Origin of the sequence: Burkholderia sp. D-99 (genome assembly GCF_011605345.1) — a bacterium.
GTDB lineage: Bacteria > Pseudomonadota > Gammaproteobacteria > Burkholderiales > Burkholderiaceae > Burkholderia.
Genome location: NZ_JAAOXM010000002.1, coordinates 1061613 through 1087719, shown reverse-complemented (window position 1 = coordinate 1087719; position 26107 = coordinate 1061613). Strand labels below are relative to the sequence as shown.

The 26107-nt window shown below is 66.6% G+C and carries 21 protein-coding genes and 1 pseudogene; 16 read left to right on the top strand and 6 right to left on the bottom strand.

Features of this window, described 5'->3' with window-relative positions; all coding sequences use genetic code 11:
• Positions 1–112: 112 nt before the first annotated feature.
• Complete coding sequence (locus tag HAV18_RS12110) at positions 113–754, top strand: GntR family transcriptional regulator (protein WP_166955836.1); 642 nt, start codon at positions 113–115, stop codon at positions 752–754.
• Positions 755–1071: 317 nt separating this feature from the next.
• Here HAV18_RS12110 and HAV18_RS12105 read toward each other — a convergent pair whose 3' ends face one another.
• A complete protein-coding gene (locus HAV18_RS12105; RefSeq protein ID WP_166955834.1) occupies positions 1072–2112 on the bottom strand; it encodes a LacI family DNA-binding transcriptional regulator in 1041 nt (346 codons plus the stop codon).
• 189 nt (positions 2113–2301) lie between these two features.
• Here HAV18_RS12105 and HAV18_RS12100 point away from each other — a divergent pair, with 189 nt between their 5' ends.
• The 6 genes from HAV18_RS12100 to HAV18_RS12075 all read left to right on the top strand — a co-directional run bounded on the left by HAV18_RS12100 (position 2302) and on the right by HAV18_RS12075 (position 9642).
• On the top strand, positions 2302–3450 hold the full coding sequence (locus HAV18_RS12100; RefSeq protein ID WP_166955832.1) for an ABC transporter ATP-binding protein: 1149 nt from the start codon (positions 2302–2304) through the stop codon (positions 3448–3450).
• Positions 3451–3458: 8 nt separating this feature from the next.
• The gene (locus tag HAV18_RS12095) at positions 3459–5444 is read left to right on the top strand and encodes a beta-galactosidase (RefSeq protein WP_166955830.1); all 1986 of its coding nucleotides are present in this window, start codon (positions 3459–3461) and stop codon (positions 5442–5444) included.
• 67 nt (positions 5445–5511) lie between these two features.
• Positions 5512–6771 (top strand): ABC transporter substrate-binding protein, encoded by a 1260-nt coding sequence (locus HAV18_RS12090; protein WP_166955828.1) that lies wholly within the window; start codon positions 5512–5514, stop codon positions 6769–6771.
• Between the two features lie 70 nt (positions 6772–6841).
• A complete protein-coding gene (locus HAV18_RS12085; RefSeq protein ID WP_166955826.1) occupies positions 6842–7801 on the top strand; it encodes a carbohydrate ABC transporter permease in 960 nt (319 codons plus the stop codon).
• Positions 7802–7827: 26 nt separating this feature from the next.
• Positions 7828–8679 carry a carbohydrate ABC transporter permease gene (locus HAV18_RS12080; RefSeq protein WP_166955825.1) on the top strand — a complete coding sequence of 284 codons (852 nt, stop codon included), beginning with the start codon at positions 7828–7830 and terminating at the stop codon, positions 8677–8679.
• A 327-nt stretch (positions 8680–9006) separates the two neighbouring features.
• Complete coding sequence (locus HAV18_RS12075) at positions 9007–9642, top strand: HNH endonuclease (RefSeq protein ID WP_166955823.1); 636 nt, start codon at positions 9007–9009, stop codon at positions 9640–9642.
• Between the two features lie 42 nt (positions 9643–9684).
• Here the strand turns inward: HAV18_RS12075 and HAV18_RS12070 are convergent, their stop codons facing one another.
• The 3 genes and pseudogenes from HAV18_RS12070 to glcC all read right to left on the bottom strand — a co-directional run bounded on the left by HAV18_RS12070 (position 9685) and on the right by glcC (position 11901).
• Entirely contained in the window at positions 9685–10065 is a 381-nt protein-coding gene (locus HAV18_RS12070; protein ID WP_166955822.1) for a nucleotide pyrophosphohydrolase, read from the bottom strand.
• Positions 10066–10408: 343 nt separating this feature from the next.
• Positions 10409–10858 (bottom strand): annotated as a pseudogene (locus tag HAV18_RS12065) (DUF6306 domain-containing protein); the annotation flags it as partial.
• 272 nt (positions 10859–11130) lie between these two features.
• Complete coding sequence (glcC, locus tag HAV18_RS12060; protein ID WP_166955819.1) at positions 11131–11901, bottom strand: transcriptional regulator GlcC; 771 nt, start codon at positions 11899–11901, stop codon at positions 11131–11133.
• A 219-nt stretch (positions 11902–12120) separates the two neighbouring features.
• Between glcC and glcD the strand changes: the two genes are divergently transcribed.
• From glcD to HAV18_RS12020, 8 genes are all read left to right on the top strand, one after another.
• Positions 12121–13620 (top strand): glycolate oxidase subunit GlcD, encoded by a 1500-nt coding sequence (gene glcD / locus HAV18_RS12055; RefSeq protein ID WP_166955818.1) that lies wholly within the window; start codon positions 12121–12123, stop codon positions 13618–13620.
• Positions 13620–14696: a glycolate oxidase subunit GlcE gene (glcE, locus tag HAV18_RS12050; RefSeq protein ID WP_166955817.1), complete on the top strand. Its 1077-nt coding sequence runs from the start codon at positions 13620–13622 to the stop codon at positions 14694–14696. The genes glcD and glcE overlap by 1 nt, the downstream gene beginning before the upstream one ends.
• Positions 14697–14720: 24 nt before the next feature.
• Positions 14721–15941, top strand: coding sequence for a glycolate oxidase subunit GlcF (gene glcF, locus HAV18_RS12045; protein WP_166955816.1), 1221 nt, complete (start codon positions 14721–14723; stop codon positions 15939–15941).
• 20 nt (positions 15942–15961) lie between these two features.
• A complete protein-coding gene (locus HAV18_RS12040) occupies positions 15962–16366 on the top strand; it encodes a heme-binding protein (RefSeq protein WP_166955815.1) in 405 nt (134 codons plus the stop codon).
• A 44-nt stretch (positions 16367–16410) separates the two neighbouring features.
• On the top strand, positions 16411–18585 hold the full coding sequence (locus tag HAV18_RS12035) for a malate synthase G (RefSeq protein ID WP_166955814.1): 2175 nt from the start codon (positions 16411–16413) through the stop codon (positions 18583–18585).
• A 592-nt stretch (positions 18586–19177) separates the two neighbouring features.
• Positions 19178–20740 (top strand): sensor domain-containing diguanylate cyclase, encoded by a 1563-nt coding sequence (locus HAV18_RS12030; protein ID WP_166955813.1) that lies wholly within the window; start codon positions 19178–19180, stop codon positions 20738–20740.
• Positions 20741–20887: 147 nt separating this feature from the next.
• The gene (locus HAV18_RS12025; RefSeq protein WP_166955812.1) at positions 20888–22270 is read left to right on the top strand and encodes a cache domain-containing protein; all 1383 of its coding nucleotides are present in this window, start codon (positions 20888–20890) and stop codon (positions 22268–22270) included.
• A gap of 28 nt (positions 22271–22298) precedes the next feature.
• Entirely contained in the window at positions 22299–22943 is a 645-nt protein-coding gene (locus HAV18_RS12020) for a response regulator transcription factor (protein WP_166955811.1), read from the top strand.
• 54 nt (positions 22944–22997) lie between these two features.
• Here the strand turns inward: HAV18_RS12020 and HAV18_RS12015 are convergent, their stop codons facing one another.
• Positions 22998–24518 carry an MFS transporter gene (locus HAV18_RS12015; RefSeq protein ID WP_166955810.1) on the bottom strand — a complete coding sequence of 507 codons (1521 nt, stop codon included), beginning with the start codon at positions 24516–24518 and terminating at the stop codon, positions 22998–23000.
• Between the two features lie 144 nt (positions 24519–24662).
• Here HAV18_RS12015 and HAV18_RS12010 point away from each other — a divergent pair, with 144 nt between their 5' ends.
• Positions 24663–25304, top strand: a complete 642-nt coding sequence (locus HAV18_RS12010) for a TetR/AcrR family transcriptional regulator (RefSeq protein ID WP_166955809.1) — start codon at positions 24663–24665, stop codon at positions 25302–25304.
• 96 nt (positions 25305–25400) lie between these two features.
• On the opposite strand, the gene HAV18_RS12005 is transcribed toward HAV18_RS12010, so the two are convergent.
• Positions 25401–25997 carry a phospholipid-binding protein MlaC gene (locus HAV18_RS12005; protein ID WP_166955807.1) on the bottom strand — a complete coding sequence of 199 codons (597 nt, stop codon included), beginning with the start codon at positions 25995–25997 and terminating at the stop codon, positions 25401–25403.
• Positions 25998–26107 lie beyond the last annotated feature (110 nt).

Genomic DNA, 26107 nt, shown 5'->3' with positions numbered 1-26107 from the left:
GGTTGCCTCGACCGGGCCGGAGTTCGTTGTACGGAGCCCGCCTGCGATCGCCATTTTGGCACTGGATTCTCGCTTGGTATACCATTATTCCAAATTGACGGAACACACAGGCATGGAAGCCAAACTCGATTCCACGGCGGACGCGGTCGCTGCCTCGTTGCGCGACATGATCATCAACGGCGAGCTCGAAGCCGGCGAGCGGCTCGTCGAGCGCGACCTGGCCGACCGGTTCGGCATCAGCCGGATTCCGATGCGCGAGGCCATCCAGCGCCTGGAACGCGAAGGCTTGCTGGACATCTTCAGGAATCGCGGCGCCGTGGTGCGCATGCTGAGCGCATCGGACGTGCAGGAAATCTACGACCTGCGCACGCTGCTCGAAGGCGACGCGATCTACCGAAGCGTGAAACGGCTCGACGACGAGACGCTCGCGCGCGCCGAACTCGTCCATCGCCTGCTCGGCGACGCGACCGTGCCGCGCCGGCAGGGCGAACTGAACCGCGAATTCCATGCGTTGCTGTATTCGTGCTGCGGCAACGCGCGGCAGTTGAAGACGATCGCGGAGCTGCGCAGCCAGGTCGAACGGTACGAGCGCCTGCAGGCCACGCTGCTCGCCGATACGCCGTCGTTCCAGGTCGAGCACGAGGAGATCCTGCAGGCGTGCCGCGAACGCAATGCGCGCGCGGCACGTTCGATGACGGTCGCGCATCTCGAATCGGCCAGGCGCATCGTGATGCAGCTCGTCGAAGGTGATTGAGGCCGGCGCTGCGTTTGCCGCTGCGGCACCGCGCGCGGGCCTTGCCTTGCCTTGCCTTGCCTTGCCTTGCCTTGCCTTGCCTTGCCTTGCCTTGCCTTGCCTTGCCTTGCCTTGCCTTGCCTTGCCTTGCCGGGCCGTGCCGGGCCGTGCCGTGCCGTGCCGTGCCGTGCCGTGCCGTGCCGTGCCGTGCCGCGCCGTGCCATGCCGCGCCGTGCCATGCCGTGCCTTGCCTTGCCGTGCCGTGCCGAGCCGTGCCTTGCCGGGCCCTGCCGCGCCGATTGCGGCAGCAACCTCGCGACATACGCCCCACCCACGCATCAAGTCGACCGCATCGCGCCCCCGTCGGCCGCCCGGCCGGTCGTACCACGCACTACCAGTTTCGGCAGCGACGCTATCCGCACGCGTGACGCAGCGTCGCTGCGCTCGCCCGCCTCGCGCAGCGCATTGAGCAATTCGACCGCGAGCCCGGCGGCCTCGGCGGTCGGGATCGCGACAGTCGTCAGCGTGGGCCGCGTGTCGCTTGCCAAGTGAATGTCGGTAATCCCGACGATCGACAGATCGTCCGGCACACGCCTGCCGCGATCGGCCGCCGCATGCATCGCGCCGATCGCCGGCAGGTCATTGGTCGCGACCAGCGCGGTCAGCCGCGGATGCGCGTCGAGCAACCGACCCGCCGCGCGCACGCCGCCTTCGATCGAATCGGGTTCGGCCGCGACGATCGACGCGTCGAGCCCGGCTTCGCGCATCACGTCGACGAAGCCGTCGTAGCGCGCCGCCTGCACGCCGCTCGCCGACCCGCCGACGATCACGCCGATCCGTTCGTGGCCGAGCTCGAGCAGATGCCGCGTCGCGATCCGCCCCGCCTCTCGAAAATCGATCGCCACGCACGGCAATCCGTCGGGCGGCGCCTCCGGCCGCTCCCACAGGCACAGCACGACCGGCACGCCGCGCGCCGCCACGTCGCGCAGATCGGGCAAATGCAGGTTCGCGTTGGTCACGAGAATCCCTTCGGAGATCGTGCCGGCGATCTGGTCGAGATACGCGCGCCCCTGCAACGGATCTTCGTTCGTATTGCAGACGATCAGGAACTGCCCGTTGCGGCGCACCGCGCGCTCGACCGCCAGCGCGAACTCCGGGTAGAACGGGTTCGCGATGCTCGACACCATCAGCGCGACCGTCGGCGCGCGCCCTTCCGCCAGCGCCCGCGCGGCGAGATGCGGCCGATACCCGAGCGCCTCCACGGCTTCCAGCACCCGCGCACGCGTCGCCTCGCCCACCCGGCCGCGGTCGCGCAGCACGTTCGACACGGTCGCGGCCGTCACGCCGGCACGGCGCGCCACTTCATCCAGGGTTGCCATCGTTTGCTCACTATATGAGACGTCTATCCAGTATTTGCTTCGCTCACCGAAGCGGCGCACTATCGCCGCACACCCTGCCGCCCGACCGACGGGCGCGACTCGGCCGCGATCGCATCGCCTCTTTTTTTGATCGCGGTGATTAAGCGCTTAATCAAACATGATGGCGCATTAAAACATGGAGCGGAGACAATGGCGAGCATCTCGATGCGACGCGTGCAGAAAGCCTATGGCGATCACGCGCCGGTCATTCGCGACGTCGATCTGGAGATCGGCGCGCACGAGTTCTGCGTGTTCCTCGGGCCGTCCGGATGCGGCAAGTCGACGTTGCTGCGGATGATCGCCGGGCTCGAGGACCTGAGCGCGGGCGAGCTGTCGATCGACGGCCGCCGCGTGGACGACGTGCCCGCTGCCGAGCGCGGCGTCGCGATGGTGTTCCAGAGCTACGCGCTGTTTCCGCACATGACGGTGTACGAGAACATGGCGTTCGGGCTGAAGCTCGCGCGTGTGCCGAAAGCCGAGATCGACCGGAAGGTGCGCGACGCCGCGCGCATCCTGCAGCTCGACACGCTGCTCGAGCGCAAGCCGAAGGCGCTGTCGGGCGGGCAGCGCCAGCGCGTCGCGATCGGCCGCGCGATCGTGCGCGAGCCGGGCGTGTTCCTGTTCGACGAGCCGCTGTCGAATCTCGACGCGGCGCTGCGCGGCCAGACCCGCATCGAGATCGCGCGGCTGCACCGGCAGTTCGCACGCGCGAGCGTCGTCTACGTGACGCACGACCAGACCGAAGCGATGACGCTCGCCGACAAGATCGTGCTGCTGCATGCCGGCGCCGACACCGCACAGTACGGCAGCATCGCGCAGGTCGGCGCACCGCTCGACCTCTACCACCATCCGGCCAGCCGCTTCGTCGCGGGCTTCATCGGTTCGCCGCGCATGAACTTCCTGCCGGCCGTCGTGACCGCGGCCGATGCCCGTCGCACGACCGTCACGCTCGCACCGTCCGGCGAAACCTTCGTGCTGCCGCGCGACGGCTCGGCGCTCGGCGCCGGCGCCACCGTGACGCTCGGCATTCGCCCCGAACACCTGACACTCGGCGCCGCGCACGACGCGACAACGCTCGCGCGCGACGTCGCGCTCGTCGAACGCCTCGGCGAACAGACCTACGTGCACCTCGACACGCCCGGCGGCGCACCGCTGATCGCGAAAGTACCCGGCGACGCGCAGGTGCGCAGCGGCGAACGCGTGCACGTGCATGCGCCAGCCGCGGCCTGCCATCTCTTCACCGAAGACGGCCGCGCAGTGCCCGCGTGCGCCGACGCCCACGTTCACCACTACGCATAAGGATCGGCATGCGCCTCGGAGTCTGCTACTACCCGGAACACTGGCCGGAATCGATGTGGGCCGATGACGCCCGCCGGATGAAAGCGCTCGGCATCGAGCAGGTGCGGATCGCCGAATTCGCGTGGAGCCGCATCGAGCCGTCGCCGGGCGAATACGACTGGGGCTGGCTGGATCGCGCGGTCGACGTGCTGGGCGCGGCCGGCCTCGAGATCGTGATGTGCACACCGACCGCGACGCCGCCGAAATGGCTGGTCGACCGCCACCCCGACATCCTCGCGATCGGCGCCGACGGCCGGCCGCGCGCGTTCGGCTCGCGCCGCCACTACGACTTCTCGTCGCCGACCTATCTCGAAGCGTCGCGCCACATCTGTACGGCGGTCGCCGAGCGCTACGGCCACCACCCGGCCGTGCGCTACTGGCAGACCGACAACGAGCTGGGTTGCCACCAGACCGTCGTCAGCTATTCGCCGGCCGCGCTCGTGCGCTTCCGTGCGTGGCTGAAGGCCCGCTACAGCACGATCGACGCGCTGAACCGCGCGTGGGGCACCGTGTTCTGGAGCATGGAGTATCGCCATTTCGACGAAGTCGACGCGCCCGTCGGCACCGTGACCGAAGCCCATCCGTCGCATCGTCTCGACTACCGGCGCTTCGCGTCGGACGAAGTCGCGCGCTATCACCGGATGCAGGTCGACGTGATCCGTGCGCATTCGCCGGGCCGGCCCGTCGCGCACAACTTCATGCAGCTGTTCACCGAGTTCGACCATTACGAAGTGGCGCGCGACCTCGATGTCGCGACGTGGGACAGCTATCCGCTCGGCGCGCTCGAGGAACAATGGTTCACGCCCGACGTGAAGGCGCGCTGGCTGCGCACCGGCCACCCGGATTTCGCGTCGTTCAATCACGACCTCTATCGCGGCATGTCGAAGCTGCCGTTCTGGGTGATGGAGCAGCAGCCGGGGCCCGTGAACTGGGCGCAGTGGAACCCCGCGCCACTGCCCGGCATGGTGCGCCTGTGGAGCTGGGAGGCATTCGCGCACGGCGCCGGCTGCGTGTCGTACTTCCGCTGGCGGCAGGCACCGTTCGCGCAAGAGCAGATGCATGCGGGCCTGAACACGCCGGACAACAAACTCGACGAAGGCGGCCGCGAGGCGCAGCACGTCGCGCGCGAGATCGCGGCCATGCACGACGCCGGCGCGGATGCGGACGGCGCTGTGCGCGCCCCCGTCGCACTGGTCTTCGACTACGAGGCGAAGTGGCTGTTCGAAGTGCAGCCGCAGGGCGCCGATTTCCACTATCCGCGCTTCGCATTCGAGTACTACTCGGCGCTGCGCTCGCTCGGCCTCGACGTCGACATCGTTTCAGCGCACGCGCCGCTCGACGGCTACCGTCTCGTCGTCGTGCCGCCATTGCCGATCGTGCCGGACGATTTCGCGGCACGGCTCGCCGCATCGGGCGCGCATGCCGTGTTCGGGCCGCGCACCGGCTCGAAGACCGTCGACCTGCAGATCCCGCCGACGCTGCCACCCGGCCCGCTCGTATCGATCCTGCCGGTGCGCGTGTGGCGCGTCGAATCGCTGCGGCCGAACGTGACCGAGCGGATCAACGGCACGCTGCACGATGGCGCGCCGCTCGCGGGCGATGCGCGCCATTGGCGCGACTTCGTCGAGTTGCACGACGACACGCACAGCGTCGTGCGTGCGCGCTTCGCCGACGGTCACCCTGCCTGCGTCTCGCACGGCACGCTGCACTACTGGGCCGCGCTGTTCGACGACGCGACCACTGCGCAACTGTTCGCCGAGGTCGCGGCCGAAGCGGGCCTCGCGCCAACGCCGCTCGGCGACGGCGTGCGCGTGAGCCGGCGCGGCGGCCTGACCTACGTATTCAACTATGGCGACACACCGTACACGATCGACGCAGTACCGCCGTCCGCGTTCGTGCTCGGTAGTGCGCAAGTCGGGCCGCAAGACGTGGCCGTGTATCGAAGCCGTTCGTAGCAACCGCCACCGGCGCCCCGACGCGCCGGTCACGCACAACGACAATCAGCACAGGACTGGAGACGCCATGACACTTCGCCCCCTTCGTGCCGCCACGCGGCTCGCTGCAGCCACCGCCGTCGCGCTCGCGTCGCTCGGCATGACCGCGCCCGCCGACGCCGGCACGCTGACGATCAACATCGCGTTCAAGGGCGCGAGCCAGCGCGCGGTCTGGCAATCGACGCTCGATGCATTCCACAAGGCCCATCCCGACATCGACGTGAAGGCGACCTTTGTCGACGAGGAAGCGTACAAGGTGCAGCTCCCCGCGTGGCTGACGACCGTCGCGCCGGACGTCGTGAACTGGCACGCCGGGGAACGGATGGCCTACTACGCGAAGCGCGGGCTGTTCGAGGACCTGAGCGGCGACTGGGCGAAGAACGGCTGGGGCGCGATGTATGCGTCGACGCGCGACGCATCGTCGTACAACGGCAAACAGTACGCGGCGCCGACCGTCTACTACTCGTGGGGGCTGTTCTACCGCAAGGACCTGTTCCGCAAGGTCGGCATCGCAGACGAGCCGAAGACCTGGGACCAGTTTCTCGACGCGTGCAAGAAGCTGAAGGCGGCCGGCATCACGCCGGTCGCGATCGGCGGCCGCGACGCGTGGACGCTCGCGGGCTGGTTCGACTATCTCGACCTGCGCCTGAACGGCAACGCGTTCCACCAGCAACTGATGGCCGGCGACGTGCCGTACACCGACCCGCGCGTGAAGAGGGTCTACACGACATGGAAATCGCTGATCGACGCGGGCTACTTCATCGACAACGCGCTGTCCTACGATCTCGACGGCGCACAGCCGTTCCTGTTCCAGGGCAAGGCGGCAATGATGCTGATGGGCACCTTCATCGCGGCGGGTTTCCCGCCGAACGTGAAGCAGGAAATGGGCTACTACCGCTTCCCGATCATCGACCCGAAGGTGCCGACCGCCGAGGATGGCCCGGTCGAATCGCTGCATATCCCGACGAAGGCGAAGAACAAGGCCGACGCGCACACGTTCCTCGCGTTCGTCGAAACACCCGAGATGGGCGCGAAGCTCGCGGAAGGCCTCGGTTCGCTGTCGGCCAACAGCAAATCGCCCGAGCCGGCCGATCCGGTCTCGCGCATCGGCTTCCGGATCCTCGCCGACACGAAGGGCGGCGTCGCGCAGTTCTATGACCGCGACATGACGAAGGAAATGGCCGACGAGGGGATGAAGGGCATGCAGCAGTTCGTCGCGAATCCCGCGCAGCTCGATGCGGTGCTCGCGCAACTCGAACAGACCCGCAAGCGGATCTACAAGAAGTAACGCCGTGACCCGCGCGGCGGTTCTCCGCCGCTGCGGCTGTCCCATCGTTCGCTCGTTCAGGAGCCTTGCCGTGTCCAGTCCGATTTTGTCCCGACATCTCGAACCGCCCGCCGGGCCTCCGGGATCGCCGCCCCCTCTGACGCCCGCCGCTGTCGCATTGCCCGCGCGCCGCCCGTCGCCCGCCGTGCGGCGGCAACGGCGTGCCGCGGGGCTCTTTCTCGCGCCGGCCTGCGCAATGGTTGCCGTCTATGTGATCTGGCCGATCCTGTCGACGCTGTGGCTGAGCCTGTACAACTGGGACGGGATGACCGAGCGCACGTTTGTCGGTCTCGCGAACTATGCGGAGCTGCTGCATGCGCCGACGTTCTACACCGCGCTGCGCAACAACGTGACCTGGCTCGCGCTCTTCATGCTCGCGCCGCCGCTCGGGCTCGCGCTCGCGCTGTACCTGAACCAGGCGGTCGGCGGCATCCGGCTCGTGAAGTCGCTGTTCTTCGCGCCGTTCGTGCTGTCCGGCGTCGTCGTCGGCCTGATCTTCTCGTGGTTCTACGATCCGACGTTCGGGCTGCTCGCGCTGATTGCCGGGCACGGCATCCCGGTGCTCGGCGACGCGCGCTATGCGACGTTCGGCATCGTGTTCGCCGCGCTGTGGCCGCAAACCGCGTACTGCATGATCCTGTACCTCACCGGCCTCACGTCGCTCAACCCGGAGCAGATCGAAGCCGCACGCATGGAAGGCGCGCGCGGCTTCGCACTGCTGTGGCACGTGGTGCTGCCGCAACTGCGGCCGACCACCTTCATGGCGATCGTCGTCACGGTGATCGGTGCGCTGCGCAGCTTCGACCTGATCTCGGTGATGACGAGCGGCGGCCCGTTCGAGAGCTCGACCGTGCTTGCGTATTACATGTACGACCAGGCGATCAAGTACTACCGGCTCGGCTACTCCGCGTCGATTGCGGTCGTGCTGTTCGCGATCATGCTCGTCTACATCGTGTTCCAGTTGCGCCGCCTGCTGCGCAACGAGCAGTGACCTGACCTTCCGGGGATGCCTTCATCATGTTTCCGACACCCGTTACCCAATGGAAGCCGGTATCGCGCCGGCTGTACAAGCTGTCGTTGCCCGTCGCGCTCGTGATCTGGCTGCTGCCGATGATCGCCGTATTCGTCACGTCGGTGCGCTCGACCGAGGAACTGGTCGAAGGCCACTACTGGAGCTGGCCGCGGCACTTCTCGATGATCGAGAACTATCGCGACGCGCTGACGACGTCGCCGATGCTGCATTACTTCTGGAACAGCGTGCAGATCACGGTGCCGTCTGTTGTCGGTTCGATCGCGTTGGCGGCGATGGCCGGCTTCGCGCTCGCGACCTACAAGTTTCGCGGTAGTACGGCGCTGTTCGGAACGTTCGTCGCGGGTAATTTCGTGCCGGTGCAGGTGTTGATGATTCCGGTGCGGGACTTGTCGCTCAGGCTCGGCGTGTTCAATACCGTCGAGGCGTTGATCCTGTTTCATGTCGCGTTCCAGACGGGGTTCTGCACGCTGTTCCTGCGCAACTTCATCAAGCAGTTGCCGTTCGAGCTGATCGAGGCGGCTCGGATCGAAGGGGCGGGGGAATGGACGGTGTTCTGGCGGATCGTGTTGCCGTTGATCCGGCCGGCGTTGGCGGCTCTGGCGATTCTTGTTTTTACGTTCGTGTGGAACGACTACTTCTGGGCGCTGTGTCTCACGCAAGGGGATGAAACGGCACCGATCACGGCGGGCGTTGCCGCGTTGAAGGGGCAATGGACGACGTCGTGGAATCTCGTGTCGGCGGGGTCGATTCTTGCCGCGCTACCGTCTGTCGCGATGTTCTTCGCGATGCAGAAGCATTTCGTGGCGGGGCTGACGTTTGGTGCGACCAAGGGCTGAACGCGCGCCCTCGCGTATTCGTATCTCCCCCTCCGCATCGTGAGGTTGCCCGCTTCGGCGGGCTTTTTTTTGGGGGGCTGTCGAATTCGGATCACCTAAGAAGTGCAGAACAATTCCGGTGTCTTGCGTTAGAGGTTCAAGCTGGGTCGACCGTGGTCGACGACGATAGACAAAAAATCGGTCAAGTGCACGCGCCCTCGAGCTAGATTGACATCGCCAATCTCGAGAAACGTGGCTGGACGTGGACAAGGGATATAAAACGACAAATAACGTGTGCCATGTTAAATTGCAGCCCATCCATAACAAATTAACAGGTTTAAAAATTAAATGGCAACGTGGCCCGAGGACATAGCACTCGCACTAGAACAACTTGGCGGCATTGCCCCACTTGCCGAAATCTACGAGCAGGTTGCGACTATACGACCCAAGCCACATCCGGCGGATCTTGGAGCCTCCGTTCGAGGGGCTATTGAGCGAAACTCCTCTGATTCAACGGTTTTTTCTGGAAATGACTTATTCTTTTCCGTTCACGGAATCGGCGGTGGGGTGTGGGGACTACGGTCTTTTGAAAAACCCACACCACTGGCGTCCGACATCGATTCGCTTGGGAACGAGACACCTCAAAGACAGCACCAAAAAACATATCGCATCCTTCGAGATACCGCACTAGCTCGCCAGATAAAGCTTCTGCATAAGAACAAGTGCCAGATATGCGGGGAATCCATCAAACTTCCCAATGGCGAGTTTTACTCCGAAGCCCACCACATACAACCCCTCGGAAATCCACACAAGGGACCAGATACATCAGAAAATATTCTTGTTCTTTGCCCCAATCACCACGTAATGCTTGATTATGGCGTCATCGCAATTGATTCATCAAAATTAACCCTTCATCGCAAACACAAGATTGGAGCAACCTACATCACCTATCACAATGAAGTAATTATGAAACCCACCAATTAACCATAAAAATAAATACCCAGACGACTCGATCCACATACAAAATCACTTTTCGCGATCTTTATATTCAGAGTATTTTCGCGAGTCGCCTCGTACTTTTTCAGCAGGATATTTTTCTCGATTGAGCTTCATCTTTTCGAGCACAGCCTGAAAAAGATCGACATCCATCTTGTCCGCGAGACGAACCAGGTATACCAATACGTCAGCCATCTCGTGACGAATTGCTGTCAGGTTAGCCTCACTCAGTTCGGCTTTTTCGCCCGAAACCAGCCATTGAAATGGTTCTAGCAACTCACTTGCCTCTATGCTGAGAGCCGTCGCCAGATTCTTTGGGGTGTGAAATTTGTCCCAATCACGCTCATCGACAAACTGACGAACGAGTTCACGCAACTCCGCCAGATCACTCCGCAACTCGGATTTTTCCATATAACCGATCCCTCCTGCACATCCAGAATTACTGATGCCACCGATGGCATATAGACACAAGGCATTCGACTCGCACCAATCTTCCTTGGAATCTGAAATCACATATTAATAAAAATCCTATATGAATTGAATACCCTTACCGGGGATCAATTGAATCAACGAAAATCCAATCTTGTCCAGGCACCCAGAATCATACGAATGTTTACCCGTCAGAAAGGTGATCGCAACAACCGTTGCACGATCCGAAGCTGTCGCTACCGGCAAATCTGGCGAGATAGCAACGTGCGGGCAAGAGGCGACATCGACGGAAATCCACGATGGACGTTTCTCGAGATCACCGTCGCTACGCCGCTCCCGACTCGGCACCACCGCCCTTGATCCGCAACTGCACGTCCACCGCCCCGATATTCTTCTCATGCGACACGAGCATCTGCGTAAGCGCGTGATGCATATCCGGCTGCGCAAGCGTCGGCAGCAATGCCTGCAGCTTGCGCACGACCCAGTGCTGGCCACGATTCAAGAACGCGAGCCGCTCCGCCAGATCGTCGATCGCCATCGCCTTTTCGTAGAACGCACCCGTCGCATGCGTCGGCGTCGCACCAAGCGAACGAATCGCATCGACCAGCACCGCACACCAGTGCGCCTCATCCTGCCGAATACCGGCCACGAGCCGATGAAGTTCGGGATCGTCGATTTCCGCCGCCGTCTCCGACGCCACCCGCGCGCCGGCACGCTCGGCTTCCAGCAGTTCGTTCAGCAACGCGAGCAGCGCATCGCGTTGCGCATCGGCGGGATCGTCCGCCGCTTTGACGGGGCGGGCGGAGTGCCCGTCGTCGTGGGTCCGGTTCGACATGCGATGTCCTCCGTTTCGGGAAGGGTGGCGCACCGGTTCGTCCGGCGTGGTTCCGTCAGGCACCGCTCACGCGACAGCGCCACGCATCATGTCGAACGACAGCGGGCCACACGAAGAATGGCTCACAGTCTGACATAGCCATGTGACATGCGTTGCCAGACGGCCCACCGCGTGTGACACGCGTCAACACATGCAGCAACGCGCAGCCGCGATCACGTCCACCCTTCAAGCCGCAACGTCGACCGCACGAGCCGCTGCTCCTCCTGCTCGATCTCCCTCAGATATTCGACGCACTGGCGAATATGCTCGCTCGCCGCCTTGCGCGCCTGCTCGGGCAGCCGCCCCGTCACCGCGTTATAAAGCCGCGCATGCTGACGATCGATCTGCTTCTTCAACGGCTCGCGGTGATAGAGGTTGTTCACCGACGCGAACACCGAACTCAGCAGCAGATCCGTCAGCGACTGCAACGTATTCACGAGCACGGGGTTGTGCGACGCCTCGCAAATCGCGAGATGAAATGCGTGATCGAGCTTCGCGCGCGCAGCCGGGTCGAGATCCTGCGCATCGGCCGCGGTCATCTCGTCATAGCGCCGCTTGATCAGGATGAAATCAGCCGGCGTACCGCGCAGCGCCGCGAGCCGCGCGGCCTCCGTCTCGAGCATCCCGCGCACCTCGAACAGGTCGTACAGCGTGCGCGGCTGCGAGCCGAGCAGATGCATCATCGGCGAGACTTCGCGCTGCGGGGTCAGGCTCGCGACGAACGAACCCTTGCCGTGCGTCGTCTCGATGATCCCGCGCGCACGCAGCAACTTCATCCCTTCGCGCACGGCGGTGCGCGACACGCCGAGCTTCTCGGTCAGCCGCCGTTCGGACGGCAATGCCTGGCCCGCCTTCAGCACGCCGTCGACGATCAGCTGCTCGATGCGCTCGGCGACGACGTCGGCCACGTTCCGCGCCGAGCCCGCCTGTTCGTGCATTTCCATACTGGTATGACCACTTCGGGAGAATATCGGCGATTTTCCCACAAACCCTTGTCACCATTCAGTTTTACGGCAATCGAGACAGCCACCTTCTGGCGTCCCGACAAAAACTGGTATGACCACATTCGCCACGTCTGGACACGCGCGCGCCGCCCGCCAAGAATCCATCCCTTCCGGCGTGCCGCGCCTCGCGCAGCCGCCTGCATGGTGGAGACAACCCCGATGAGTTTCACCTACGACGAACGGATCGACGGCCCGCTGGCGACCGTCGGCCGCGACACACTCGTCGCCGCACTGCACGCGGCGACGCCCGGCCTCGACGTGCTGCACGAACCCGAGGCACTCAAGCCGTTCGAATGCGACGGCCTCGCCGCGTACCGCACGGTGCCGCTCGCGGTCGTGCTGCCCGACACGGTCGAGCAGGTGCGTGCGGTGCTGCGCGTCGCCGCCGCGCTCGGCGTGCCGGTGGTCGCGCGCGGCGCGGGCACGGGGCTGTCGGGCGGCGCGATGCCGCTCGAAAAGGGCCTCCTGCTCGTGATGGCGAAGTTCAACCGGATTCTCGACATCGACCCCGATGCCGGCATCGCGCGCGTGCAGCCCGGCGTGCGCAACCTCGCGATCTCGCAGGCCGCTGCACCCTACGGCCTCTACTACGCACCCGATCCGTCGTCGCAGATCGCATGCTCGATCGGAGGCAACGTCGCCGAAAACGCGGGCGGCGTGCACTGCCTCAAATACGGGCTCACGGTGCACAACATCCTGAAGGTCGAGATCCTGACGATCGACGGCGATACGCTCACGCTCGGCGCCGACGCGCTCGACGCACCCGGCTTCGACCTGCTCGCGTTGTTCACCGGCTCGGAAGGGATGCTCGGCATCGTCACGGAAGTGACCGTGAAGCTGCTGCCGAAGCCGCCGAGCGTGAAGGTGCTGATGGCGAGCTTCGACGACGTCGCCGAAGCCGGTGCCGCCGTCGCGCGGATCATCGGCGCGGGCGTGATCCCCGGCGGCCTCGAGATGATGGACAACCTCGCGATCCGCGCGGCCGAGGATTTCATCCACGCGGGCTATCCGGTCGACGCACAGGCGATCCTGCTGTGCGAACTCGACGGCTCGCCGACCGATGTCGACGAGGATGCCGAACGCGTCGCCGCATTGCTGCGCGACGCGGGCGCAACCGAGATCCGCGTCGCGCGCGACGAAGCCGAGCGCCAGCGTTTCTGGGCCGGCCGCAAGAACGCGTTCCCCGCGGTCGGCCGCATGTCGCCCGACTACTACTGCATGGACGGCACGATCCCGCGCCGCGAGCTGCCGCGCGTGCTCGAAGGCATCGCCGCGCTGTCCGCCCAATACGGGCTGCCGGTTGCGAACGTGTTCCACGCGGGCGACGGCAACATGCACCCGCTGATCCTGTTCGACGCGAACCGGCCCGGCGAACTCGACCGCGCGGAAGCGCTGGGCGGAAAGATCCTCGAGCTGTGCGTCGCGGCGGGCGGCAGCATCACCGGCGAGCACGGCGTCGGGCGCGAGAAGATCAACCAGATGTGCGTGCAGTTCAACGCCGACGAAATCACGTTCTTCCACGCGGTGAAGGCCGCGTTCGATCCGCAGGGCCTGCTCAATCCCGGCAAGAACATCCCGACGCTGCATCGCTGCGCCGAATTCGGCGCGATGCACGTCCATCACGGCAAGCTGCCGTTTCCCGAACTGGAGCGCTTCTGATGCGACGCGACATCGAATCGATCGACGACAGCGCGGCGCTCGTCGCCCAGGTCGACGCGGCCATCCACGACCGCCAGCCGCTGCACATCCGCGGCGCCGGCACGAAGGCATTCCTCGGTCGCCCCGTCGAAGGCCGCACGCTCGACGTGCGCACGCATCGCGGCGTCGTGTCGTACGACCCGACCGAACTCGTCGTCACCGCGCGCGCGGGCACGCCGCTCGCCGATCTCGAAGCGATGCTCAATGCGGCCGGCCAGATGCTGCCGTGCGAGCCGCCGTCGTTCGGCGGCGCGGCCACGGTCGGCGGGATGTTCGCGGCGGCGCTGTCGGGCCCGCGCCGCCCGTGGGCCGGCGCGGTGCGCGACTTCGTGCTCGGCTGCCGCGTGATCACCGGCCACGCGAAACACCTGCGCTTCGGTGGCGAGGTGATGAAGAACGTCGCGGGCTACGACGTGTCGCGGTTGCTCGCGGGCAGCTTCGGCTGTCTCGGCGTCGTGACCGAGGTATCGCTGAAGGTGCTGCCGAAGCCGCGTGCGACGTGCGATCTCGCGTTGCCGCTCGCCGCGGACGAAGCCGTGCAGCGTGTCGCCACTTGGCGGCGCGCGGGGCTGCCGCTCGCGGGCGCATGCCACGCGGACGGCGTGCTGCGCGTGCGGATCGAAGGCGGCGAGGGCTCGGTGAAGGCCGCGCGCGACACGATCGGCGGCGAGCGCATGGACGATCGCGACGACGCGTTCTGGGCACGGCTGCGCGACCTTGCGCTGCCATTCTTCGACGACCCGCGCCCGCTGTGGCGCGTGTCGGTGCCGGCCGCCGCGCCGCTCGACGCACTGCCCGGCGCGCTGCTTGCCGACTGGGGCGGCGCACAGCGCTGGCTGAAGAGCGACGCCGCGCCGGCAGACGTGCAGCGGTTCGCCGCGCAATGGGGCGGCCACGCGACCTGCTTCACGCCGGGCACGACGCGCGAGCCGTTCCAGCCGCTGCCGCCTGCGCTGTTGCGCGTGCACCGACAGCTCAAGGCGCAGCTCGACCCGCATGCGATTTTCAATCCCGGCCGGCTCTACGCCGATTTCTGACGCGAACCCGATCCCGACCCGCCGATGCAAACCAATCTCAGCGAAGCAAGCAAGGCCCTCGCCCGGGCCGACGAAGCGGAAGCGATCCTGCGCGCGTGCGTGCACTGCGGCTTCTGCAATGCGACCTGCCCGACCTACCAGGTGCTCGGCAACGAGCTCGACGGGCCGCGCGGCCGCATCTACCTGATCAAGCAACTGCTCGAAGGCGAGCCGTGCGGCGAACGCACGCAGCGGCATCTCGACCGCTGCCTGACGTGCCGCAACTGCGAGACGACCTGCCCGTCCGGCGTGCGCTATCACACGCTGCTCGACATCGGCCGCGTGGAAGCCGAGAAGCGGGCACAACGGCCCGCGCGCGAACGCCTGCTGCGCGCGGGGCTGCGTCACGTCGTGCCGCGCCCGGCGACGTTCGCCGCGTTGCTGAAGGCCGGCCGCACACTGCGCCCGCTGCTGCCCGGCGCACTGCGGGACAAGATCCCGGCCGCCGCCCCCGCGGCCGCACCGCGCCCAGCTGTGCGCCACGCGCGACGCGTGCTGATGCTCGAGGGCTGCGTGCAGCCGTCGTTGTCGCCGAACACCAATGCCGCCGCCGCGCGGGTGCTCGACCGGCTCGGCATCAGCGTGAGCCCGGCGCGCGAAGCCGGCTGCTGCGGCGCGACCGAGTATCACCTGAACGCACAGGATGCCGGCCTCGCCCGCGCACGCCGCAACATCGACGCATGGTGGCCCGCGATCGAGGCCGGTGCGGAAGCGATCGTGCTGACGGCGAGCGGCTGCGGCGCGTTCGTCAAGGAATACGGCGACCTGCTGCGCTCCGACCCCGTCTACGCGGAGAAAGCGCGGCGCGTCAGCGCGCTCGCGCGTGATCTCGCCGAGGTGCTCGCGGCCGAGCCGCTCGACGCGCTGGCCGGTTCGACGCCACGCCGCGTCGCGGTGCATTGCCCGTGCACGCTGCAGCACGCGCAGCGCCTCGGCGGTGCGGTCGAACGCATCCTGACGCGGCTCGGCTTCGATCTGACGAATGTCGCCGACGGCCACCTGTGCTGCGGCTCGGCCGGCACGTATTCGCTGACGCAGCCCGAACTCGCGACGACACTGCGCGACAACAAACTCGACGCGCTCGAAGCCGAGCGGCCGGACCTGATTGTCACGGCCAACGTCGGCTGCCAGACTCACCTGAACGGCGCGGGCCGCACGGCCGTGCGCCACTGGATCGAGCTCGTCGACAACCATCTCGTGAACTGACCTGATTCCGGAGAAATGCCATGCAGACGAAACCCGAACTCGAACTCGCCGATGCCGACCGCATGCTCGCCGCCGCCCGCGCGGAAGCGGAGCGCCACGGCTGGGCCGTATCGATCGCCGTCGTCGATGACGGCGGCCACCTGCTCGCGTTTGCACGCCTGGACGGCGCATCGCCGGCCAGCGCGACCATCTCGCAGGACAAGGCGCGCGCGGCGGCGCTCGGCCGGCGCGAGACGAAGGCGTATGAGGATATGATCAACGGTGGCCGCACCGCGTTTCTCAGCGTGCCGCTGACGGGGTTGCTCGAAGGCGGCGTGCCGGTCACGGTCGGCGGCCGGATCGCGGGCGCGATCGGCGTGTCTGGCGTAAAGTCCGAGCAGGACGCGCAGATCGCCCGCGCCGGCACACAAAGCGTCGTGGCATAGCCAGCCAAGCCGCGCGCGCGCATTTTTCCCCGGGAGGATTAACGATGATCGACCAAGCAGGACTGCAAGTCGCGCCAGCGCTGAGCCAGTTCATTGAAAACGAAGCGTTGCCGGGCACCGGCATCGACAAGGCCGCGTTCTGGAGCGGTTTCTCGGCCCTGGTGCACGACCTGGCGCCGCGCAACCGCGAGCTGCTCGCGGAACGCGACCGCCTGCAGCAGGAACTCGACACCTGGCACCGCGCGCACCCCGGCCCCGTGCGCGACCACGCCGCGTACCGCGCGTTCCTCGAACAAATCGGCTACCTCGTACCGGTCCCGTCGAACGTCGCGGCAGCCACCGCGAACGTCGACAGCGAGATCGCCACGCAGGCCGGCCCGCAGCTCGTCGTGCCGCTGTCGAACGCACGCTATGCGCTGAACGCCGCGAATGCCCGCTGGGGCAGCCTGTACGACGCGCTGTACGGCACCGATGCATTGCCCGAAGACGGCGGCGCCGAACGCACCGCGACCTACAACCCGACGCGCGGCCAGCGCGTGATCGACTACGCGCGCAACGTGCTCGACAACGCCGCGCCGCTCGCGAGCGGCTCGCACCGCGACGCGCTGCGCTACCGCGTGCAGGACGGCCAGCTCGCCATCGAAACCGCGAAGGGGATCGTGGGCCTCGCGCAACCGGCACTGTTCGTCGGCTACCAGGGCGCGGCCGACGCGCCGTCCGCGATCCTGCTCAAGCACAACGGCCTGCACCTCGAGATCCAGATCGACGCATCGACGCCGATCGGCCGCGCCGATCTCGCGAACGTGAAGGACGTCGTGCTCGAAGCCGCGGTCAGCACGATCATCGACTGCGAGGATTCGGTCGCGGCGGTGGACGCCGACGACAAGGTCCAGCTCTACCGCAACTGGCTCGGCCTGATGCAGGGCACGCTGGTCGAGGAAGTCGCGAAGGGCGGCAAGACCTTCACGCGCCGCCTGAACGCCGACCGCGAGTACACCACGCCCGACGGCGGCACGCTGTCGCTGCACGGCCGCTCGCTGCTGTTCGTGCGCAACGTCGGCCACCTGATGACCAACGGCGCGGTGCTCGACCGCGACGGCAACGAGATTCCGGAAGGGATCCTCGACGGCGTCGTCACGGTGCTGTGCTCGCTGCACGACCTGAAGGCGAAGCGCAACTCGCGCACGGGCTCGATCTACATCGTGAAGCCGAAGATGCACGGCCCGGTCGAAGTCGCGTTCGCCGATACGCTGTTCGCGCGCATCGAGGATCTGTACAACCTGCCGCGCAACACGCTGAAGATGGGCATCATGGACGAGGAGCGCCGCACCAGCGTGAACCTCGCCGCGTGTATCGCCGCAGCCGCCGCGCGCGTCGCGTTCATCAACACCGGCTTCCTCGACCGCACCGGCGACGAGATGCACACCGCGATGGAAGCGGGCCCGATGATCCGCAAGGGCGACATGAAATCGTCGGCGTGGATCCAGTCGTACGAGCGCAACAACGTGCTCGCGGGCCTGTCGGCCGGCCTGCGCGGCCGCGCGCAGATCGGCAAGGGCATGTGGGCGATGCCGGACCTGATGCACGCGATGCTCGAGCAGAAGATCGCGCATCCGCGCGCCGGTGCGAACACCGCCTGGGTGCCGTCGCCGACCGCCGCGACGCTGCATGCGCTGCACTACCACCTCGTCGACGTGCAGGCCGTCCAGCAGGCACTCGAGAAGACGCCGTACGCGAGCGAACGCGACACGCTGCTCGAAGGCCTGCTGACGGTGCCGGTCGTCGAGCGCGCCGAGTGGAGCGAGGCCGAGATCCTGAGCGAAGTCGAGAACAACGCGCAGGGCATCCTCGGCTACGTCGTGCGCTGGGTCGAACAGGGCGTAGGCTGCTCGAAGGTACCCGACATCCACGACGTCGGCCTGATGGAAGACCGCGCGACGCTGCGCATTTCGAGCCAGCACATTGCGAACTGGCTGCGCCACGGCGTGATCACCGAGGCGTTCGTGCTCGACGTGTTCAAGCGGATGGCGCGCGTCGTCGACCAGCAGAACGCCGGCGACCCGAACTATCGCCCGATGGCGCCCGGCTACGACCAGTCGACCGCGTTCAAGGCCGCGTGCGCGCTCGCGCTGCAGGGCACGTCGCAGCCGAGCGGCTATACCGAGCCGCTGCTGCACCGGTTCCGGCTCGCGTTCAAGGCGCAACAGCACGGCGGATAAGCAGGGGCGTGCTGCGGGTTTCCGGCATGCCGGAAGCCCGTATGCCGGGAGCCCGTATGCCGGAAGCCCGTACGCCTGCTTCACGAAACGGGCGGCCGCAACGGCCGCCCGTTTTCATTTTCGCGTTCGTCCGGTTGTTGAAACGAATAATCGGCACATATCGCATGCCTTCATTTTTTTCGCTCGCCGACCGTTAACCCGATGGAACCGGCAGCCGCGCGCCACGGTTTCGCCGTTCATGCCGCAAAGCCTTGCGCTATAACGCTCTGCCCGATATTCGCAAGCCCGGGAATTCACTGTAATTTGATCGGGATCAACAGACCGCAACATTTTCCGCGCGCGTGGACGCGCGCGTTATACTCCGTTGAATTCGCGCTGCCCGATTCGTCAGATCGTCGAATCGGCGCAGATGTCACCAGTGAATGCTTGATTTACTGGTATATCTGTCCGCGATTGCCGAAAATCGGCGCCCATTTTCTCCGCCGGAGCAGGAAGGCGTCGGAATGGCCGCGTGACGGATCGCCGCCGGCACGCCATACGAACAATCGCATCGGCCCGCCGCCCGGCGGCAATGCCCATCGATCCACGGACCATGGCAGAAACCGACTACGCAATGCCCAGCGAATCCGGCCTGACGAGCCGTGTCGCCGCTCATCTGCGCCGGTTCCTGCTGCCGCACCTGATCTTCTATACCGGGCTGCTGATCGCGCTGCTGCTGCTGTCCCTGTGCGCAATCGTGCTGTACGAAGGCCGCATCGACGCGCGCGACCGCTCCGCCGCGATGCAGCAAAATCTCGCGCTGATGGCGTCGTGGGACATCGAGCGCAACATCGAGATCTATTCGCTGTCGCTGCAGGCCGTCGTCGAAGGCGAGAACGACTCCGAGGTCGTCAGGCTGCCGATGCCGCTGCGCCGCCAGGTGCTGTTCGACCGTGCGACGACGGCCAAGTACCTCGGCGGCATCTACGTGCTCGACGCGAAGGGCGACATCGCGGTCGACGGCAAGAGCGACGTGCCGCGCAAGGCCAATTTCGGCAACGAGCCGTACTTCACGGTGCACCGCGACCACCCCGACATCGGCCTGTACGTCAGCCCCCCGTATCATTCGCGGTTGCGCGGCGGCTCGCCGAGCATCGCGCTCAGCCGGCGCATCACGAAACCCGACGGCTCGTTCGGCGGCGTCGCCGTGATGTCGATCCGGCTCGAATATTTCCAGAACCTGTTCTCGCGGCTGTCGCTCGGCGATCGCGGCTCGATCGCGTTGATCAACACGGATGGCAAGATGCTCGCGCGCGAGCCGTACGACCCGAAGATCGTCGGCCGCGACATCAGCCGGGCCAGCACGTTCCGGCGGTTCATGACCGCCAGCGAAGGCAGCTTCGCCGATACCGCGTCGATCGACGGCGTGCGGCGCCTGTACGTGTTCCGCCACCTCGAGCAACTGCCGCTCATCATCATGGTCGCACGCTCGGAAGCGGATACCTACGCCGCGTGGTACGACCGTGCGATTCCGATCGGCTCCGCGATGGCCGCGCTCGCGATCGGCTTCGTCGGCCTGTCGCTGCTGCTCGACGTGCAGCTGCGCAAGCGCCACCGCGCGGAAACCGAACTGCAGGCGCTCGCGCGCACCGACGGCCTCACGGGCCTCGACAACCGCCGCATGCTCGACGTCACGCTCGCGCGCGAATGGCGCCGGGCCGCGCGCTCGCAGCACGCGCTGTCGCTGCTGTTCATCGACGTCGATTACTTCAAGCGCTACAACGACACGCAAGGGCACCAGGCCGGCGACGACGCGCTCGCCGCGGTCGGCCACTGCATCGCCGGCTGCCTGCGCCGCCCGGCCGATTACGCGGCGCGCTACGGCGGCGAGGAATTCGTCGTCGTGCTGCCCGACGTCAGCACGGACGGCGCGGTGTTGATCGCCGAGACGATCCGCACCGGTATCCTCGATCTCGGCATCCGGCACGACGCCGGCACGTCGGGCCGCCTGACGGTGAGCATCGGCGTGACGACGAGCTATCCCGAACACGACGACGACATGCAGGCCGCGCTGAAGCTGGCCGACGACGCGCTGTATCGCGCGAAGGAAGGCGGGCGCAACCGCATCGTCGTGCACGCGGCCGCCTCCGGCGGCCTCGCGGCGCGGCAGGCCTGAACGGGCAGCCGCCGGGCGACGGCAGGGCGGCCGCCGGGCCGCCGTCGCCGCCCATGCGCAAAATCGCCGACAATGTCGCCTCGACACGCCGCCGCACGGCTGCTTCGCCCGGCCGCCCGCGCGGGCACGCGGCCGCTTCGCACCACCATGAGACTCAAGGCAAAGATCTTCCTTCTGGCCATCGTGCCGTTCCTGCTCGCGATCGCCGGCATCGGCTTCGGCGTGCGCCAGCAGGCGACGTCCCTCGCGCGCACGCAGCACGCGACGATCCAGGCCGCGTACCTGTCGAGCAAGGAAGTCGAGCTGAAGCACTACGTCGAGCTCGCGACGAGCGCGATCATGCCGCTCTACGACGCGAGCGGCCGCAACGCGCGCGACGACGCGCTGCTGCGCACGCAGGCGCTTGCGATGCTGCAGAAGATGGACTTCGGCCCCGACGGGTATTTCTTCGTGTACGACCTGCACGGCAATTCGCTGATGCATCCGCGCGAGCCCGAGCGTGTCGGCCACAACTACTGGTCGATGCGTGACCCGCAGGGCGCGCTGACGATCCAGAAGCTGATCGGCGCGGCGTCGAGCGGCGGCGGCTACGTGCGCTACGCATGGCAGCGGCCGTCGACGGGCCGCGTCGCGCCGAAGCTAGGCTACGTCATCGCGCTCGAACGCTGGGGCTGGATGGTCGGCACCGGCATCTATCTCGACGATGTCGACACCGCGCTGCAGCGCATCGACGCGCGCGCGTCCGCGAACATCGAGCGCACGATGAGCTGGCTCACCGCGATCGCGCTCACGGGGGCGGCCGCCATCGCCGTGTGCGCGCTGGTGCTGAACGTCAGCGAGTCGCGCAGTGCCGACGCGAAGCTCAAGCTGCTCGCGCAGCGCGTCGTCGAATCGCAGGAGCAGGAACGAGCGCGGCTGTCACGCGAGCTGCACGATGGGATCAGCCAGATGATGGTGTCCGCGAAGCTGATGCTCGAATCCGCGCTCGCGCGCTTCGAACGCGGTACCGCGCGCATGCCCGAGGCCGAGCAGGCGCTGACGTCGGGCGTCGTGCGGCTCGGCGACACGCTGCGTGAAGTGCGGCGCATCTCGCATGCGCTGCGTCCCGCGATGCTCGACGATCTCGGCCTCGCGGCGGCACTCGAGCAGCTGGTGCGCGAGCTCGGCGCCGAAAGCGGCATCGACATCGGTTATACGCAGGTTGCGCATAGCGGCACCCGGCCGCTGCCCGCGGCGGTCAACACCGCGCTGTTCCGGATCGCACAGGAAGCGCTCAGCAACATCGTGCATCATGCGCAGGCATCGCGCGCGGCCGTCACGCTCGACGTCGGCGGGCACTCCGTCACGCTGACCATCGCCGACAACGGCTGCGGCTTCGACGCCGAACGCTCGCAGGCCGACGCGCGCCGCGGCATCGGCCTGCGCAACATGCGCGAGCGCCTCGACGCGCTCGGCGGCATGCTGACGATCACGTCGCAGGTCGGCCACACGATCGTCGCCGCGCGTGTGCCGCTGCCCGGCGCCGCCTGACGCCCCCATCACCGGAGACCTTTTGCCCATGAGCGCCCCCGACACCGCCCGGCCCGTCGCCCGACTGCTGCTCGTCGACGATCACCCGCTCGTGCGCGACGGCTTGCGGATGCGGCTCGAAGCGGCCGACCTGTCCGTGGTCGGCGAAGCCGGCAACGCCGACGAGGCGCTCGCGCTCGCCGCGTCGCTCGAACCCGATCTCGCGCTGATGGACATCGGAATGAACGGAATGAACGGCATCACGCTCGCAGGCGTGTTCCACGAACGCTTTCCGGGCATCCGCGTGCTGATGCTGTCGATGCACGACAACGTCGAATACGTGACGCAGGCCGTGCGGGCCGGCGCGAGCGGCTACCTGCTGAAGGATTCGCCCGCGAGCGAGATCGTGCGCGCGATCGGCACGGTGCTGGCCGGCCAGACGTTCTTCAGCGAAGGGCTCGCCGCGCGGATGATCCACGCGAGCGCGAACACGTCGCCGCTCGACCGGCTCACGCCGCGCGAACGCGACATCCTCGACACACTGGCGCAAGGGCTGTCGAGCAAGCAGATCGCGCAGCAGACGGGGCTATCGGTGCGTACGGTGGAAACGCATCGGCTCAACCTGAAACGCAAGCTCGAGATCGAAGGGCAGGCCGAGCTGATCAAGTTCGCGGTCGAGCATCGGCGAAGGTAGGCACACCCGACGCAGCAATTCGCTGCGAAAGGCGCGGCCGGCCCGCACGCCACGTCATTCCGGCTGTGAAGACGTCACGCACGCCGCCGCGCGTTCCGATCGCTTCTTCGTTTCACGCTGCATCATCAGCATTGCCGCGACCCAGATACATAGGATTCCAGAACACGAAACCGCGATCGAAAACCCGTACGCCATCGCATCCCGATACGCGCCGAGCAGCGCCGGCTGCCCCGCCGCGAATACATGCTCCATCACCGCCTGCCGTGCCAGCTTATCCGCCTGCGGGCTGCCAGCCGCTTGCATCGCGGCCGTCATCCGGTGTACCGCCCCGACGCTCATCATGCTGCCGAGCACGGCGATGCCCATGCTCATCCCGGTCTGGCGCAACGCGTTCATCGTCGCCGACGCCATGCCCGCGCGTTCGGCCGGCGCCATTTCCATCACGCTCATGCCGGTCGCGGGCACCGCGAGCCCCATGCCGACCCCGAGCACCGCCAGCGCGATGCCGACCGGCACATACGGCGTTCCCGCACCGAAGCCTGCCATGACCGCGAGCATCCCGCCGATCAGACCGTAGCCGGCCACCATCAGCGCGTGCAACGGAATGCGCGCCGCGATGCGCCCGAACAGCGTCGACGTGAGCGCCGTCATCACGAACTGCGGCATCAGTTGCCAGCCGGCCGCGGCAGGCGTGCGCCCCTGCGCCTGCTGCAGGAACAGCGACAGGAAGAACAGGCTGCTGTACCCCGAGAACCCGAGCACGAACGACGCGAGATTGGCGCGCACCAGCCGCCGGTCGCGAAACAGCCAGACCGGCAGCAGCGGCCGCTCGACGCGCGCTTCGACCCGCACGAACACGACGAACGCCACCGCGGCGCCCACCAGCGGCGCGAACACCTTCACGTTCGCCACGCCGGCTTCGCCGATGCCGATCAGCCCGTACGTGAGCAACCCCAGCCAGACCACGCTCAGCGCCTGTCCGAGCGGATCGAACGCCGCATGCTGCGGATGCCGACGCTCCGGAATGCCCCACGCGCCGAGCAGCACGGTCACGATGCCGATCGGCACGTTGACGAGGAAGATGTTCTGCCATCCGCCATGCTCGACGAGCAGGCCGCCCACCAGCGGCCCGAGGATCAGCGCGAGCGCGCTGAACGCGGACCATCCGCCGATCGCGCGGGCGCGCTCGCGCGCATCGGGAAACGCATGTGTGAGGATCGGCATCGCGCCCGGTATCAGCAATGCGCCGGCGAGCCCCTGGATCGCGCGCCCGACGAGCAGCGGCCCGAGCCGGCTCGCGCATGCGCAGACCACCGATCCGGCCGTGAACAGGATCACGCTGGCGAGCCAGACGCGCTTGTGCCCGTAGCGATCGCCGAGCGGCCCGGCCGACAGCATGAACGCGGACAGCGCGAGCGCATACGCGTTGACGACCCACTGAAGGCCGCCGATGTCGGTATCGAGCGCCGTCTGCAGCGTCGGCAACGCGACGTTGACGATGCTGATGTCGAGCGTGGCGAGAAAGGTGCCGAGACAGGCGGCCAGGACAAGTGCGGCGCGACGGTAGCGAGGCATGGCGGTCGGCCCTTCACGGGCACAAAGATGAGAATGGTTCTCATCATATATATCGACTGACCGTCGGTCAATGAATTGCGTTGGCCGTGAACGGAGCGCTGGCCTAAACTGCGGGCTTTGCACGAACGGGCGTCGAGCCGCGCGATGACGGACAGGACAAAAGCAGGGACCACGACAGTGAAAGACGACGCGCCGGCGGGCAAGTTGCCGCGCACGAAGCCGGCGGAAGTACGACTCGAGGAACTGATGGCCGCGGCCGAGACGCTGTTCCTCGCGCAGGGCGTGGAAGCGACGACCATCAGCGAGATCGTCGAGCACGCGCAGGTCGCGAAAGGCACGTTCTATCACTACTTCGAATCGAAATCCGACATGCTCGCCGCGCTCGCGCAGCGCTACACGGCGTCGTTCCTCGACCGGCTGCAGCACGCGGTGGACGCGTGCGACGCCGACGACTGGCTCGCGCGCCTGCGCGCGTGGATCCGCACCAGCATCGAAACCTACGCCGCGACCTTCCGCACGCACGATATCGTCTACGCGAATCACCATCACCACGATCGCACGAATGCCGACAAGAACGCGATCCTCGAGCAGCTCGGCGCGATTCTCGACGGCGGCGCACGGGCCGGCACGTGGCGGCTCGCACACCCGCAGGTCACCGCGCTGCTGATCTATGCGGGCGTGCACGGCGCGACCGATCACATCATCGCGGCGCCGGAAACGGATCGCGCCGCGTTCGTCGATGCGGTGGTCGACGATTGCCTGCGGATGCTCGGCGTCGGCGCATGAAGCATCGCAGGTGGGCGCCGCACGCGCGGCCCGCAACAAAAAAGGGCGCCCGAGGGCGCCCTTCATGCATCCGGATTCCGAACCGCGCAGCGGCCGTCAATTCGTCCGCGAATTGTGCTTCTGCAGATACGCGATCAGGCCATCGATCCCGCCCGATGCGAGCTGGCTCTTGAACTGGCCCTGGTAGACCTGGATCAGCCACGCGCCCGACATGTCGATGTCGTAGATCTTCCAGTCGTTGCCGACCTTGCCGAGACGATAGCCGACCGACTGGCTGTCGCCCGGCGTCGAGACCGTCGACTGCACGAGCGCGTCGGCACCCGACGCGCCGCCGGCCTTGAACGAGAACTTCGCGTCCTGGCTGCCGAGCTGCGCGAGCGACGCGGCGTAGGTGCGCGTCATCAGCAGCTTGAACTGCTTGTACAGCTCCTGCTGCTGTTGCGGCGTGGCCTGCTTCCACGCATCGCCGACCGCGATGCGGGTCGTGCGCTCGAAGTTGGTCGCGGGCAGGAAGCGCTGCTCGACGACCTGCGTGACCTTCGCCATATCACCGCCGCGTGCGGCCGGATCGGCCTTCATCGCGGTGACGGTGCCCTCGACCGCATTGCGGACGATATCGACCGGCGCACTCTGCGCGAAAGCGGAAACCGACACGGCGGCCGCCGCGACGAAAGCAAACAGATGACGTTTCATACGAATATCGCTCGATGAGAAAAAACGACCGGTTCATTGCACCGGCCGACGATGCAAAGTATACCGGGCCTGACGCCTCGGTGTGCCGCCGTGACCGACTGTTACCTTTC